General features: G+C 67.9%; 12 protein-coding genes. 8 read left to right on the top strand and 4 right to left on the bottom strand.

What is annotated here, in order from left to right; all coding sequences use genetic code 11:
• The first annotated feature begins 12 nt into the window (after positions 1 to 12).
• The 4 genes from sucD to lpdA all read left to right on the top strand — a co-directional run bounded on the left by sucD (position 13) and on the right by lpdA (position 6790).
• Positions 13 to 897: a succinate--CoA ligase subunit alpha gene (gene sucD, locus G432_RS03990; protein WP_015457534.1), complete on the top strand. Its 885-nt coding sequence runs from the start codon at positions 13 to 15 to the stop codon at positions 895 to 897.
• Positions 898 to 1111: 214 nt separating this feature from the next.
• Positions 1112 to 4024: a 2-oxoglutarate dehydrogenase E1 component gene (locus tag G432_RS03985; RefSeq protein ID WP_015457533.1), complete on the top strand. Its 2913-nt coding sequence runs from the start codon at positions 1112 to 1114 to the stop codon at positions 4022 to 4024.
• Between the two features lie 3 nt (positions 4025 to 4027).
• Complete coding sequence (odhB, locus tag G432_RS03980; protein WP_015457532.1) at positions 4028 to 5290, top strand: 2-oxoglutarate dehydrogenase complex dihydrolipoyllysine-residue succinyltransferase; 1263 nt, start codon at positions 4028 to 4030, stop codon at positions 5288 to 5290.
• Between the two features lie 105 nt (positions 5291 to 5395).
• Positions 5396 to 6790 (top strand): dihydrolipoyl dehydrogenase, encoded by a 1395-nt coding sequence (gene lpdA / locus G432_RS03975; RefSeq protein ID WP_015457531.1) that lies wholly within the window; start codon positions 5396 to 5398, stop codon positions 6788 to 6790.
• A gap of 237 nt (positions 6791 to 7027) precedes the next feature.
• Here lpdA and cobS read toward each other — a convergent pair whose 3' ends face one another.
• Genes cobS through cobT form a run of 3 tightly spaced genes read right to left on the bottom strand, consistent with a single transcriptional unit; the run spans position 7028 to position 9305 of the window.
• On the bottom strand, positions 7028 to 7744 hold the full coding sequence (gene cobS, locus G432_RS03970) for an adenosylcobinamide-GDP ribazoletransferase (protein ID WP_041865136.1): 717 nt from the start codon (positions 7742 to 7744) through the stop codon (positions 7028 to 7030).
• A gap of 2 nt (positions 7745 to 7746) precedes the next feature.
• A complete protein-coding gene (locus G432_RS03965) occupies positions 7747 to 8301 on the bottom strand; it encodes a histidine phosphatase family protein (RefSeq protein WP_015457529.1) in 555 nt (184 codons plus the stop codon).
• The gene (cobT, locus tag G432_RS03960) at positions 8298 to 9305 is read right to left on the bottom strand and encodes a nicotinate-nucleotide--dimethylbenzimidazole phosphoribosyltransferase (protein WP_015457528.1); all 1008 of its coding nucleotides are present in this window, start codon (positions 9303 to 9305) and stop codon (positions 8298 to 8300) included. The genes G432_RS03965 and cobT overlap by 4 nt, the downstream gene beginning before the upstream one ends.
• Positions 9306 to 9507: 202 nt before the next feature.
• Here cobT and G432_RS03955 point away from each other — a divergent pair, with 202 nt between their 5' ends.
• From G432_RS03955 to G432_RS03945, 3 genes are read left to right on the top strand one after another with little or no spacing between them, the layout of a single operon-like run.
• A complete protein-coding gene (locus G432_RS03955; RefSeq protein ID WP_015457527.1) occupies positions 9508 to 10176 on the top strand; it encodes a protein-L-isoaspartate O-methyltransferase family protein in 669 nt (222 codons plus the stop codon).
• Between the two features lie 29 nt (positions 10177 to 10205).
• Positions 10206 to 11669, top strand: coding sequence for a TolC family outer membrane protein (locus G432_RS03950; protein WP_015457526.1), 1464 nt, complete (start codon positions 10206 to 10208; stop codon positions 11667 to 11669).
• 14 nt (positions 11670 to 11683) lie between these two features.
• On the top strand, positions 11684 to 12307 hold the full coding sequence (locus G432_RS03945; RefSeq protein ID WP_015457525.1) for a DUF2497 domain-containing protein: 624 nt from the start codon (positions 11684 to 11686) through the stop codon (positions 12305 to 12307).
• Positions 12308 to 12488: 181 nt separating this feature from the next.
• Here G432_RS03945 and ypfJ read toward each other — a convergent pair whose 3' ends face one another.
• Positions 12489 to 13379: a KPN_02809 family neutral zinc metallopeptidase gene (gene ypfJ, locus G432_RS03940; RefSeq protein ID WP_015457524.1), complete on the bottom strand. Its 891-nt coding sequence runs from the start codon at positions 13377 to 13379 to the stop codon at positions 12489 to 12491.
• Positions 13380 to 13480: 101 nt separating this feature from the next.
• Between ypfJ and G432_RS03935 the strand changes: the two genes are divergently transcribed.
• Entirely contained in the window at positions 13481 to 14629 is a 1149-nt protein-coding gene (locus G432_RS03935; RefSeq protein ID WP_015457523.1) for a patatin-like phospholipase family protein, read from the top strand.
• Positions 14630 to 14647 lie beyond the last annotated feature (18 nt).

Here is a 14647-nt window from a genome sequence, read left to right as displayed (position 1 = left end):
CGAACAAAACCGATGTCGATTCTCGTCAACAAGAACACCAAGGTCATCACCCAGGGGATGACCGGCAACACCGGCAGCTTCCATACGGAACAGGCGCTGGCCTATGGCACGCAGATGGTGGCGGGCGTCACCCCCGGCAAGGGCGGCACCACCCATCTCGGCCTGCCCAATTATGACACGGTTCACGAAGCCGTCGCCGCCACCGGCGCCGATGCCAGCGTGATCTACGTTCCGCCGCCCTTCGCCGCGGATTCGATCCTGGAGGCGATCGACGCGGAAGTGCCGCTGATCGTCTGCATCACCGAGGGCATTCCGGTGCTGGACATGGTGCGCGTGAAGCGTGCGCTCCAGGGTTCCAAGTCGCGCCTGATCGGCCCGAACTGCCCCGGCGTTCTCACCCCGAACGAATGCAAGATCGGCATCATGCCCGGCTCGATCTTCCGCCAGGGTTCGGTGGGTGTTGTCTCGCGCTCCGGCACGCTTACCTATGAAGCCGTGTTCCAGACCTCCAACGCCGGTCTCGGCCAGACCACCGCTGTCGGTATCGGCGGCGATCCGGTGAACGGCACCAACTTCATCGACGTGCTCGAGCTGTTCCTGGCCGATGAAGCGACGAAATCGATCATCATGATCGGGGAAATTGGCGGTTCGGCCGAGGAAGAAGCCGCGCAATTCCTGCGGGATGAGGCTAAGAAGGGCCGCAAGAAGCCGATGGTCGGCTTCATCGCCGGCCGCACGGCGCCTCCGGGCCGCCGCATGGGCCATGCCGGCGCGATCGTCTCCGGCGGCCAAGGCGGCGCCGAGGACAAGATCGCGGCGATGGAAGCGGCGGGCATCCGCGTCGCGGCCAGCCCGTCGGAGCTGGGCACGACGCTGGTGGAGGTCCTGAAGGGCTGAAGCGGGCGATCTTCCGCCTCCCCGTGGGAAAGGGAGGCGAAAGGTGCTGGACAATAAAGTGGGGCGGGAAGCGGTTTGGCGGGACTGCTTTCCGTCCTAAATACTGTGAACAAGTCGGCGCATCCGCTGCCGGCATCGTGTAAAAGCCACTGGCCGGTGCGTTCGGCGCCGGTGCGTGCAAACCAAGGCGCGGCATCCGCGCAAGGACGGCAAAATGGGTATCGAGGGTCTGGGTTTCGACGAGTTGGAGGGAGTTAGTCCTTCCTTCGTGGAGGCGCTGTACCGGCGCTTCGAGGCCGATCCGGCATCGGTCGAACCGAGCTGGCGGACATATTTCGAAGGCTTGGCGGCGACGGTTTCTTCCCCCTCCTGGGCGCGATCGAACTGGCCCCCCACCGATACCGATGCGCTGACCGCCGGCCTCGACCCCACCCAGTCGGCCCTGCCGCCCAAGCCCGCCAAGGGCGGCGCCCCCGTTCCGGCCGCATCCGCCCCGGCCAAGCCGTCCATCTCGTCCGAGGATATCGTTGCCGCCGCCTCCGACTCGATCCGCGCGGTGATGCTGATCCGCTCCTATCGGGTGCGCGGCCATCTGGGCGCCGATCTCGATCCGCTGGGCCTTTCCAAGCGCGATCTGCCCGCCGATCTGACGCCGGAATTCCACGGCTTCTTCGGCGCGGACCTCGATCGTCCGATCTACCTCGGCGGCACGCTGGGGCTGGAGCGCGGCACGATCCGCGAGGTCGTGGCGATCCTCCAGCGCAATTATTGCGGCCATGTCGGCCTCGAATATATGCACATCTCCGACATCGAGGAGCGCCGCTTCCTGCAGGAGCGGATGGAAGGCCGCGACAAGGAGATCCAGTTCACCGAGCTGGGCAAGAAGGCCATCCTTTCCAAGGTGATCCACGCCGAGCAGTGGGAGAAGTTCCTGGGCCGCAAATATGTCGGCACCAAGCGCTTCGGCCTCGACGGCGGCGAATCCATGGTGCCGGCGCTGGAAAGCGTCATCAAATATAGCGGCGCCGGCGGCGTGCGCGAGGTGGTGATCGGCATGGCCCATCGCGGCCGCCTGAACGTTCTCGCGAACGTGATGGAAAAGCCCTATCGCGCCATCTTCAGCGAATTCGCCGGCGGTTCCGCTAATCCGGAGGATGTCGGCGGATCGGGCGACGTGAAATATCACCTCGGCACCTCCACCGACCGCGAGTTCGACGGCAATCTCGTCCACCTGAGCCTCGCGCCCAACCCCTCGCACCTCGAGGCGGTCGATCCCGTGGTGCTGGGCAAGGCGCGCGCCAAGCAGACCAAGCTCGACGATCTCGAGCGCGGCAAGGTGGTGCCGATCCTGCTCCATGGCGACGCTGCCTTTGCGGGCCAGGGCATCATCATGGAATGCTTCGGCTTTTCGGGCCTCGCCGGCTATAATACCGGCGGCACGATCCATTTCGTCATCAACAACCAGGTCGGCTTCACCACCAGCCCGCAATTCGCGCGCTCCTCGCCCTATCCGTCGGATATCGCGAAGATGGTGCAGGCGCCGATCATCCATGTGAACGGCGACGATCCCGAAGCCGTCACCTTCGCCTGCAAGCTGGCCACGGAATTCCGCGTCGCCTTCAAGCGCGACGTGGTGATCGACATGTGGTGCTATCGCCGCTTCGGCCACAATGAGAGCGACGAGCCCGGCTTCACCCAGCCGTTGATGTATGATGCGATCCGCAAGCATCCGCCGGTGTCCGAGCTCTACGCCGCCCGGCTGAAGGCGGAAGGCGTGATCGATCAGGCCTGGCTCGACAGCCAGGTCGAGGAATTCGTCAAGATGCTCGAGGGCGAGTTCGATGCCGCCAAGGGCTTCCGCGTCAACAAGGCGGACTGGTTCGAGGGCGACTGGAGCGGCTTCGCCGCCCCGCGCGAGGCGATCACCGAGCGCCGCGCCGCCAATACCGGCATCAGCCGCGAGACACTGGACCGCGTGGCCGGCGTGCTGACGACCGTCCCGGAAGGCTTCAACATCCACAAGACGTTGAACCGCATCCTCGATGCCAAGAAGGCGATGTTCGAGACGGGTGAAGGCTTCGACTGGGCGACCGGCGAGGCGCTGGCCTTCGGTTCGCTGCTGGTAGAAGGCTATCCGGTCCGCCTGTCGGGCCAGGATTCGGGCCGCGGCACCTTCAGCCAGCGCCATGCGGCCTGGACGGACCAGAAGGACGGGCACAAATATGTCCCGCTCTCCACGCTCGACCGCCGCTTCCAGGTGCTGGACAGCCCGCTGAGCGAGTTCGGCGTGCTCGGCTTCGAATATGGCTATGCCTCCACCGCGCCCAACACGCTGGTGCTGTGGGAAGCGCAGTTCGGCGATTTCGCCAATGGCGCGCAGGTGATGATCGACCAGTTCATCGCCGCGGGCGAGGCGAAGTGGCTGCGCGCCAACGGCCTCGTCATGCTGCTGCCGCACGGCTATGAAGGGCAGGGGCCGGAGCACAGCTCCGCCCGCCTGGAACGCTATCTGCAGCTTTGCGCGGAAGATAATATGCAGGTGTGCAACATCACGACGCCGGCCAATTACTTCCACGTGCTGCGCCGGCAGATGCACCGCAATTTCCGCAAGCCGCTGATCATCATGACGCCGAAGTCGCTGCTCCGCCACAAGGCGGCGGTGTCGACGATCGACGAGTTCATGGGCGACAGCCACTTCAAGCGCATCCTTTCCGATCCGAACGCACCGGCGGACCAGGATGTGAAGCGCGTCGTGCTCTGCTCGGGCAAGGTCTTCTACGACCTCGCCGAGGCGCGCGACGCCGCGGGCGACAAGAACACCACGATCATCCGGATCGAGCAGATCTATCCGTTCCCGGCCGAGGCGCTCGTCAAGCGGCTGGCGCGGATGCCCAATCTCGAAACGGTGGTGTGGGCCCAGGAAGAACCCAAGAATAACGGGGCATGGTTCTTCGTCGAACCGATCCTGGAGGAGTGTCTGAAGGAAGCGGGCGTCGGCCCGGCCCGCGCGATCTACGCGGGCCGCAAGGCATCCGCGGCGACGGCCACCGGCCTCGCACGCAAGCATGTGGAACAGCAGGCGGCGCTCGTTGCGGAAGCGCTTGGCCATGAAGTGAAGGCAAACTGAGACATGGCGACCGAAGTCAAGGTGCCCACGCTGGGCGAATCCATCACCGAAGCGACGCTCGGCCAGTGGCTGAAGGCGCCGGGCGAGGCGGTGAAGGCCGATGAGCCGATCGCCAGCCTCGAAACCGATAAGGTTGCGGTGGAAGTCAATTCGCCGGTCGATGGCGTGATGGGCGAGCAGGTGGTGGCCGAGGGCGATACCGTCCTCGTCGATGCCGTGATCGCGATCATCAACGAAGGCGCCGCCGCCTCGACCGCGGCCACCCCGGCCGTGGCCGATCGCAACGCCGTAGGCCAGGCCGAGGCCGCCGCCCCGGCGGAGCCGGCCTCCGCGCCGGTCGAGGAGGATGACGGCGATCCCAAGACGCTGTCGCCCGCCGTTCGCCGCGTGGTGCTCGAATACGGGCTCGATCCTTCGAAGATCAAGGGCACCGGCAAGGACGGCCGCCTGACGAAGGACGACGTGCTTCTCGCCGCCAAGACGCAGAAGCCGGCGGCGGCGCCCGCCGCTGCGGCGCCCGCGCCCGCCGTCTCGGCCCCGGCCGCCAGCTTCGCCGTTTCCGGCGAGCGCAAGGAAGAGCGCGTGCGCATGACGCGCCTGCGCAAGACGGTCGCCGCCCGCCTCAAGGACGCGCAGAACACCGCCGCGATGCTCACCACCTATAACGACGTCGACATGACGGCCGTTATCGATGCGCGCAACCGCTACAAGGACCTGTTCGAGAAGAAGCACGGCATCCGCCTCGGCTTCATGAGCTTCTTCGCCAAGGCGGCGGTGCTGGCGGCGCGCGACGTGCCGGCGGTCAACGCCTCGATCGAGGGCGATGAGATCGTCTATCGCGATTATGTCGATATCTCGGTCGCGGTCTCGGCCCCGCAGGGCCTGGTCGTGCCGGTGGTGCGCGATGCCGACAAGCTGAGCTTCGCCGGCATCGAGAAGACGATCGCCGATTTCGGCCGGCGCGCCAAGGACGGCACGCTGAAGATGGAGGAGATGAAGGGCGGCACCTTCACCATCTCCAACGGCGGCGTGTTCGGATCGCTCCTGTCCAGCCCGATCATCAACCCGCCGCAGTCGGCGGTGCTGGGCCTGCACCGCATCGAGGAACGCCCGGTCGTCCGCGACGGCCAGATCGTCGCGCGCCCGATGATGTATCTGGCGCTCAGCTACGATCACCGCCTGATCGACGGTCGCGAAGCGGTCACCTTCCTCGTCCGCATCAAGGAAGCGATCGAGGATCCGACCCGCCTCCTCATCGACCTCTGATCCTTGCCCCTTTGACCGTCATTCCCGCGCAGGCGGGAATCCATATCGCCACCTTTCTGGGCTATATGGACCCCCGCTCCGGCGGGGGTGACGAGGAGAAAACGAATGTCCGATTATGATTTCGACGTTCTCGTCATCGGTTCCGGCCCGGGCGGCTATGTCGCCGCGATCCGCGCCGCGCAGCTCGGCCTGAAGACGGCCTGCGCGGAAAGCCGCGAAACGCTGGGCGGCACCTGCCTCAACGTCGGCTGCATCCCCTCCAAGGCGCTGCTCCACTCCTCGCACCTCTATGAGGAAGCCCATTCGGGCGCGCTCGCCAAGTTCGGCGTGAAGATCGACGGCGCCAGCCTCGATCTCGATGCCATGCACGGCCAGCGGCTGAAGGCCGTGAAGGGCCTGACCGGCGGCATCGAATTCCTGTTCAAGAAGAACAAGGTGGAATGGCTGAAGGGCCGCGCCGCCTTCACCGGCAAGGATACGGTGGAAGTCGCCGGCAAGACCTACCGGGCGAAGAACATCGTCATCGCCACCGGCTCGTCCGTCACCCCGCTGCCGGGCGTCACGGTCGATAACGAGGTGATCGTCGATTCCACCGGCGCGCTGGAACTGGCCAAGGTGCCGGGCCACATGGTCGTCATCGGCGGCGGCGTGATCGGCCTGGAACTGGGATCGGTGTGGCGCCGCCTCGGCGCGCAGGTCACCGTCGTCGAATATCTCGACCAGATCCTGCCGGGCATGGATGGCGAAGTCCGCAAGGAAGCCGCCAAGCTGTTCAAGAAGCAGGGCTTCGACATCAAGACCTCGACCAAGGTCACCAAGGTCGAGCGCAAGGGCGACGGCGCCGTGCTGACGGTGGAGCCCGCCGCGGGCGGCGAAGCGCAGACGATCGAGGCGGACGTCGTCCTGGTCGCCATCGGCCGCCGTCCCAACACCGATGGGCTGGCGCTCGACAAGGCGGGGCTTGCCGTCAACCAGCGCGGCCAGATCGATATCGACCATGATTTCGCCACCGCCGTTCCCGGCATCTGGGCGATCGGCGATGTCGTCCCCGGCCCGATGCTCGCGCACAAGGCCGAGGATGAAGGCATTGCCGTGGCCGAGAATATCGCGGGCCTCACCGGCATCGTGAACCATGACGTGATTCCCTCGGTCGTCTACACCAGCCCGGAAATCGCCGGCGTCGGCCTCACCGAGGAACAGGCGAAGGAACGCGGCGAGGTGAAGGTCGGCAAGTTCCCGATGCTCGCCAACAGCCGCGCCAAGACGATCGACGACACGGCCGGCTTCGTGAAGGTGATCGCGGACGCCAAGAGCGATCGCGTGCTCGGCGTGTGGATCGTCGCGTCGGTCGCCGGCACGATGATCGCGCAGGCGGCGCAGGCGATGGAATTCGGCGCCACGTCCGAAGATATCGCCTACACCTGCCACGCGCACCCGACCCACCCCGAGGCGCTCAAGGAAGCGGCGATGGCGGTGCAGGGGCTGCCGATCCACATCTGACGAGGCGGGCAGGGAGCCGGCCGGGTGCTGGCTCCCTGTCGTCCTTATCCTTCAATCTCTCGTCATTCCCGCGCAGGCGGGAGCCCTAGGCCAGCGTAGCTAATCCATGGATGCGGCTGGCCCGATTGAGCCGATAGCTCCCGACACAATGGATTCCCGCCTGCGCGGGAATGACGAGGTTGAGGGGTAACGAGGTTGGAGAAGGGTATCGGGATCGGCGCCCGACCTCGCGCCGCCTCATCCCGCCGCCACCAGCAGGGCGGCGAGCAAACCGGTTTCGACCAGCTCTATCCCCGCGCCGTGGCAGTCGCCGCTGGCGCCGCCCAGCCGCCAGCGCAGCCACAGGCCCCAGCCGGCCACCAGCGGCAGCGCCATCGCCAGCGGCGGGAACAGGGCGAAGGCGGCCAGCGCCGCGATCGACCAGATCAGGATGTCCGCCGGGCGCACCGCCCAGGCGAATCGCTCGGCCAGGCCGCTGCCCAGCGGGGGCAGCCAGCGGGTCCAGGCGAGCGGGCCGATCCGCGCCAGCGCCGGCACCAGCAGCAGCGGCCACGGCCCGATCCGGCTGGCGAGCAATGCCAGCAGCACCAGCTTCGCCGCGCATTGCAGGATCAGCGCGATCGCGCCGAAGCTGCCGACATGCGGGTCCTTCATCACCGCCAGCAGCCGTTCGGGATCGCGGTGGCTCGCGCCCAGCGCGTCGGCAAGGTCGCCCAGCCCGTCGAGGTGGAGCGCGCCCGTCACCAGCACCCAGGCGACGAGGCCGGCGAGGCCGGCGGCCCAGGGGTCGATCCGTGCCCCCAGCCACCAGGCGCCCACCACGATCGCGCCCACCAGCAGGCCCACGGCGGGAAACCAGCGGATCGCGGCCGCCATCTCGGCAGGGTCGAAATCCCGGACCTGCGGCGTCGGGATGCGCGTCAGGAACTGGATGGCGATGATCGGCCCGCGCAACATCAGCAAAGCCCCACGATCTGGCCCTGCGGCCGCTCGCCCGGCCATATGCGGATCGAAAGCAGCGCCGCGTAAGGAAGGTCCAGCGCCCATGTCTGCCGCTGGTCGAACCCGCACAAACAGGAAACCGCAGCCCGCATCGCCCCGCCATGGGTGACGACCAGCGTGTCGACGGGATCGAGCGCCCCGATCGCTGCCGCCACGCGCGCCACCAGTGCCGACCAGCTTTCGCCCCCCGGCGGCGGATCGCGATCGGGGTCCGCCCAGAATGCCGCCATCGCCGCGGGATCGATCTCCGCGGTGGTCAGGCCATCCCAATCCCCAAAATCCAGTTCCCGCCAGCGCGGATCGACGATCGCGCCGCGATCGATCGCCATCGCCGTATCGCGGCACCGGACCAGATCGGAACTGACCAGCCGGTCGAACGGCAGCCCCTCCACCTGTTCCCGGCAGGCGGCGATGCCTTCGGGCGTCGCCGCGCAGTCGGTGCGGCCCAGCAGCCGGCCGGGCAGGGCCGGCGCGCCGTGGCGCAGCAGATGGAGCAGGAAGCCCGTCACCCGCCGCCGATCCCGGCTTCGGCGAAGGTCGCCATTCCGCCATGGGCGGCAAGCGCGGAGCGGATGATGTTGATCGCCACCGCCGCGCCGCTGCCTTCCCCCAGCCGCATGTCGAGCGAGAGGAGGGGAGAGAGGCCGATCCGGTCGAGCAGGCGCCGGTGGCCGGGCTCAGCCGAAACATGCCCGGCGATGACATGATCGACGATGGCCGGCTGGCTCGCGGCGATGGGCGCGATGGCGGCGGTGGCGATGAAGCCGTCCATCACCACCGGCACCCGCGCCAGCCGCGCGGCCACCACCGCGCCCGCGATCGCGGACAGTTCCCGTCCACCCAGCCGGCGCAGCGTCTCGAACGGAGAGGCGGGGGCGCCGCGATGGAACGCCAGCGCCGCATCGATCACGGCGGCCTTCCGGGCAAGGCCGGCCGCGTCGACGCCGGTGCCGGGTCCGGCCCAATCCACGGCCTCGCCGCCGAAGCTGGCGGCGCAGAGCGCGGCGGCGGCGGTGGAGTTGGCGATGCCCATCTCCCCCACCGCCAGCAGGTCGATCCCGTCCTCCACCACGGCCGCGCCGGCATTCAGCGCGGCGAGGCATTCCGCCTCCGTCATCGCCGCCGCCATGGTGAAATCGGCGGTCGGCCGGTCGAGATCGATCGGCACCACGACGAGCTCGGCGGCGGCCGCGGCGGACAAGGCGTTGATCGCCGCCCCGCCGCGCGCGAAATTCTCCACCATCTGCGCGGTGACGGACGCCGGAAACGCGCTCACCCCGCGCGCCGCAACCCCATGGTTGCCCGCGAAGACCGCGACGCGCGCGCGCGCTATCTCCGGCCGCTCGCGCCCCTGCCAGCCGGCGATCAGGATCGCCAGATCTTCCAGCCGACCCAGCGAGCCCGGCGGTTTGGTAAGCTGCGCCTGCCGCGCGGCGGCGGCGGATCGCGCGCCGGAATCGGGAAGCGGCAAGGCGGAAAGGGCGGCGGAGAAATCGGCGGCGCTCGCGAACATGCCTGACGGCCATAAAGGCTGGCGCTGGCCTGTCCAGCCCGTCGCCCCGCCGCCGATCGCCCGTCCTCGCGCCTTCCGGGTGGAAAATTTTTGTCGAAGATGGTTGCATGTCTGCCGAACATGGGCCGTAAGCCGCTTGGCGACACAAAAGGGGCAGGCTAGAAGCGCTTGTCGTCTTTAGTGTATTGCATGCGTAAGACAGTTGTGCGACGAGGCAGAAGTGACCGAGCAGAATTTTGAATCGATGCGCGAAGCGATGGTTTCGAACCAGCTCCGCACCACCGCCGTCAACGACGTGCGCGTGGTCGACGCGATGCGCGCCGTTCCGCGGGAGGCGTTCGTTCCCGCAAATCGGGCCGAGGTCGCCTATGTCGATACGCTGGTGCCGCTGGGCGGCGGGCGTTCGCTGAATTCGCCGATGGCGACCGGGCGGCTGCTGACCGAGGCCCAGCCGCGCGCCACCGATCGCGCGCTGATCGTCGGATCGGCCACCGGCTATGTCGCGGCGCTGCTGTCCGGCCTCGTGGCGCATGTCGTGGCCCTGGAGGAGGATGTGGCGCTGGTGACGGCTGCCCGCTCCGCCGGCCTGCCCGCGAATGTCGAGCTGGTGCAGGGGCCGCTGGCGGCCGGATGGGCGCAGGGCGCGCCTTATGACCTGATCCTGGTGGACGGCGCGATCGAGACGCTGCCACAGGCGCTGGTCGATCAGCTTGGCGAGGAAGGCCGGTTGGCCGCCGCCGTCGTGGAACGCGGCGTCAGCCGCCTTTCGGTCGGCCGCAAGGTGGGTGGCGCCTTCGGCCTCGTGGCCTTTGCGGATGCCGAGGCGGCGCCCTTGCCGGGCTTTGCGAAGCCGGCTGTTTTCAAATTCTGACATAAGCGGATTGGGGGGATCGGTTGCTCATGCGTTTCTGGTTGATGTGCGGTGCGGCGCTCGCCGGGACCATGGTTGCGAATGCGGCTTCGGCGGATACGCTGCGCGACGCCCTGATCCAGACCTATCGGACCAACCCGACGATGACCGGCGCGCGCGCCCAGCAGCGCGCGCTGGACGAAGGCGTGCCGATCGCCAAGGCGGACGCGCGCCCGCAGGTGGCCGGCAGTGCCGATTTCACCCAGAATTATCGCGGCCTGAGCGCGTTTCGCGATAATGGCCGTTCGGTGACGGCGGGCGCATCCGCCAGCTATTCGCTCTATGCGGGCGGGCGGGTGAAGAATTCGATCCGGTCGGCCGACGCGCGCGTCCTCGCCGGCCGGGCGGACCTGCTGGCGACGGAAGGGGCGATCTTCAGCGAGGCGGTCGCCGCTTATATGGACGTGATCCGCGACACCTCGATCGTCGAGCTGAACCGCAACCAGGTCCGCGTGCTCGAAACCAATTTGCAGGCGAGCCGCGATCGCTTCGAGGTGGGCGACCTCACCCGCACGGACGTCGCCCAGTCCGAGGCGCGCCTGTCGGACGCGCGCAGCCGGCTGACGGTCGCCGAAGGGCAGCTGACCGCCAGCCGCGAAAATTACCGCCGCCTCGTCGGCGTGTTCCCCGGCACGCTCGAGCCGCCGCCGCCGCTGCCGGAACTGCCCAAGACGCCGGACGATTCGGTGCGGGTGGCGCTTGAAAACAACGCCAATCTGCAGGCGAGCGAGGAAAGCGCCAAGGCCGCCGGCTATGACGTCCGCACCGCCAGGGCCGGCCGCATGCCGACATTGGATGCCGTGTCCGGCGTCAGCTACACCGATTATCTCGGCACGCTGGACAAGGCGACGGGCTCCGCCGCCGGGCTCAATCCCAAGGATGCCTGGACGGACAGCTTCGTCGGCGTGCGGGCGCGCATGCCGCTTTACCAGGGCGGCGGCGTGGGCGCGCGCGTCCGCCAGGCGCAGGCGCAGGAAAGCCAGGCGCTGGAGCGCGTGATCGAGGTGGAGCGGCTGGTGATCGCCGATACGCGATCCGCCTTCGCCAGCTATCAGGCCGCGATCGAGACGATCGGTTCGGCCGAACAGGCGGTGGCCGCCAACCGGCTGGCGCTGGAGGGCACCCGGGCGGAAAACACGGTCGGCACGCGCAACGTGCTCGATGTGCTGAATGCCGAGCAGGAACTGCTCAACAGCGAGGTGCTGCTCGTCACCGCCCGGCGCGACGCCTATGTCGCGGGCTTCGCGCTGCTCAACGCCATGGGCCGGGCCGAGATGCGCGACCTGAACCTCGATGGCGGTCCGCTCTACGATCCGGTCACAAATTACAACCGCGTCCGGAACAAGGCCTGGGATTGGTCGAACGATCCGAAACCCGTCGCCCAGGCGACACGGACCGTCGATCCGGCGATGGATCCGGCGGCCCAAGCCCCCGTGACTCCGCCGTCGAACTAGGCAATAAAAAGCGGATGGCTGATATCCGCAACGACCCGTCGATGGAGGAGATACTGGCTTCCATCAAGCGCATCATCGCCGATGACAGCGCGGCGGCCATGAACGCCCCGCGCACGCGCGGCGGCCGTGGCCAGGCGACGCAGGCCGATGCGGAGGTGCCGATTCCGGCTTCGATGATTCGCGCGATCAAGGGGCGCCAGGCGAAACGCCCGGCGGACGAGGTTCTGGAACTGACCGAGGAAGTCGCGGTGGAGGCCGTGCCCGCCGAAGCCGGAAACGCTGCCGTCGATCCGGCTGCCGATGTGGTGCCGGCCGCGGCCGCGAAGGACGCCGCCGCCGCGCCGGCGACGGGAAAGAGCATATCGACGGGAGAGGCGGCGATGGCTGCTGAAACGGATATGGGCGCCCGCACCGAGCCCGAGCTGATTTCCACCGCGACGGCGGAGGCGAGCCGCCATGCCTTTGCGGCGCTTTCGTCCAGCGTGATCAAGCCGGCGGGCGAGGAGCAGACGCTCGAGGGCCTCGTGCGCGAGATGCTGCGCCCGATGCTGAAGGAATGGCTGGACGCGCGGCTGCCCGAACTGGTCGAAGGCGTCGTCCAGCGCGAAATCGCCCGTATCGCGGGGCGCGCGCTCTAGATCCGGCCGCGATCCGAATATTCGGAAGGTCGGGCGCCTTCCTGCCCCCGCTTGCACCGACATCGGCTTGCCGCACGATGGGTCCCGGAGTCGCACATGAGCGACTACAGGGTGATGCCTCTCTCGCCTGGCCGAACCGCCGCCGGTTTCTTCCCGTTTGCGGGATGATCGGCGCGATAATCTAGCTGGCGAAGGTGTCGCACTGGGCGGGATCGCCCGTCTGCAGGCCGCGTTGCAGCCATTCCATGCGCTGGGCCGACGTGCCGTGGGTGAAGCTTTCGGGCACGGGGCGCTGGCCGGCCGCCTTCTGCAGCGTATCGTCGCCGATCGCCTGCGCGGCGCGCATGCCGACCTCGACATCGCCGGGCTCGAGCAGGTTGCGGTCGTTCGTCGCCCACACGCCGGCATAGCAGTCGGCCTGAAGCTCCATCTTCACCTGCAGCGCGTTGGCGCCGGCCTGGCCGGCCCGCTGCTGGGCCGCGCGCACCTTGTCCGAAATGCCGGTCAGCGTCTGCACATGATGGCCCACCTCATGCGCGATCACATAGGCCATGCCGAAATCGCCCGGCGCGCCGAAGCGGGTGGCAAGCTCGTCGAAGAAGGTGGTGTCCAGGTAGATCTTGTGATCGGCGGGGCAATAGAACGGCCCCATCGCGGATTGGGCGGCGCCGCAGCCCGACATGCCGTTGCGGTCGTAGAAGACGAGGGTCGGGTCCTGATAGGTCTGGCCCGCGCGGCGGAACAGCTCGCCCCACACCCGCTCGGTCGATCCCAATATCTTGGCGACCTTGCGATCGGTCTCGTCGCGGATCGCGGCCTGGCCGGTCGCGGCGGGCTGGACGGCCGGGGCGCTGCCGGAACCGCCACCCAGCATGGAAAGCGGGTTGCCGCCGAGCAGCATCATCACCACGACGATGCCGATGATCCCGACGATGCCGAAGCGGCTCGCCACAAGGCTGAAGATCAGCCCCATCGCGCCGCCGCCGCCCATCCCGCCGAGCTGGAAGCCGCCGCCGCCCATGCCGCGCTGGCTTTCGATGTTGCTGCTTTCGCTTTCGTCGTCCAGGCGCAAGGTCGGTCTCCCCGCAGATTGCCGGGCGACCATGCGCGCCGATGCGGCGGGTTGCAATCTTCTGCCTTGCCGCACCGCAATATCGGGCGCAGATTGCCGCCATGGCCGATGCCGAACCCGCCAGGGCCGCCAAGGGCGGGACCATGCCGCTGCCGGACGAGGTGGCGCTGGTGCTGCAGGGCGGCGGTGCGCTGGGCTCCTATCAGGCGGGTGTCTATCAGGCGCTGGCGGCGGCGGGGATCGAGGTGGATCGCGTGGCCGGCATCTCGATCGGCGCCGTCAATGCCGCGATCATCGCCGGCAATCCGCCGGAACGGCGGGTGGAGCGGCTGCGCGCCTTCTGGGAAGGCGTAAGCGCCTGGCTGCCCAGCTTTCCGATCTGGCCGGACGATAATGTGCGCGAGTTCATCCACGAATGGTCCGCCGCGCATGTCGCCACCTTCGGCGTTCCGGGTTTCTTCACGCCGCGCGTCATGCCGCCGATGTTCGCCGAGCCGGGAACGCCGCAGGCGCTCAGCTTCTACGACGGCAGCCCGCTTCGGCAGACGCTCGATTCGCTGGTGGACTGGGATCTGCTGAACGAAGGGCCGGTGCGGCTGTCGGTCGGCGCGGTCGATATCGAAAGCGGCAATTTCGAATATTTCGACAGTTGCGGGCCGCGCGCGCGGCGGATCGACGCCCGCCACATCATGGCATCGGGCGCGCTGCCGCCCGGCCTGCCGCCGGTGGAGATAGATGGCCGCTGGTATTGGGACGGCGGCATCGTATCGAACACGCCGCTCGGCTATGTGCTCGATACGCAGGATGCGGACATGCTGGTTTTCCAGGTGGACCTGTTCCCCGCCGCATCGGCCTTTCCGCACACCATCATGGACGTTATCGCGCGGGAGAAGGAGATCCGATTCTCCAGCCGCACCCGCCAGGTATCGAACGAGCGCCTCCGCCTGCGGCGCGAGAGGGAGGCCATCCGGAAGGTGCTGGCCAAGCTGCCCGATGCGATGGCGGACGATCCCGACGTGGCGGCGCTGGCGGAGATGGCGCGGGAATATTCGGTCAATGTCGTCCAGCTCATCTACCGCGCCAACGCCTGGGAGGGCGGCGCGCGCGACTATGAATTCTCGGCCCGGACGATGAACGAGCATTGGGCGGCCGGCGAGGCCGCCGTGGCGGAGACCATGACCCGGTCCGCGCTCGTCGCCCGCAACATCGTCGACGGGAAAACCGCCGCCTTCGATCTTCTCAACCGCTGAACCAAAACGGAGTTTTCG

This window comes from Sphingomonas sp. MM-1, from assembly GCF_000347675.2.
GTDB classification, from domain to species: Bacteria; Pseudomonadota; Alphaproteobacteria; order Sphingomonadales; family Sphingomonadaceae; genus Sphingomonas_E; species Sphingomonas_E fennica.
This window is presented reverse-complemented; position numbering and strand designations above follow the sequence as displayed.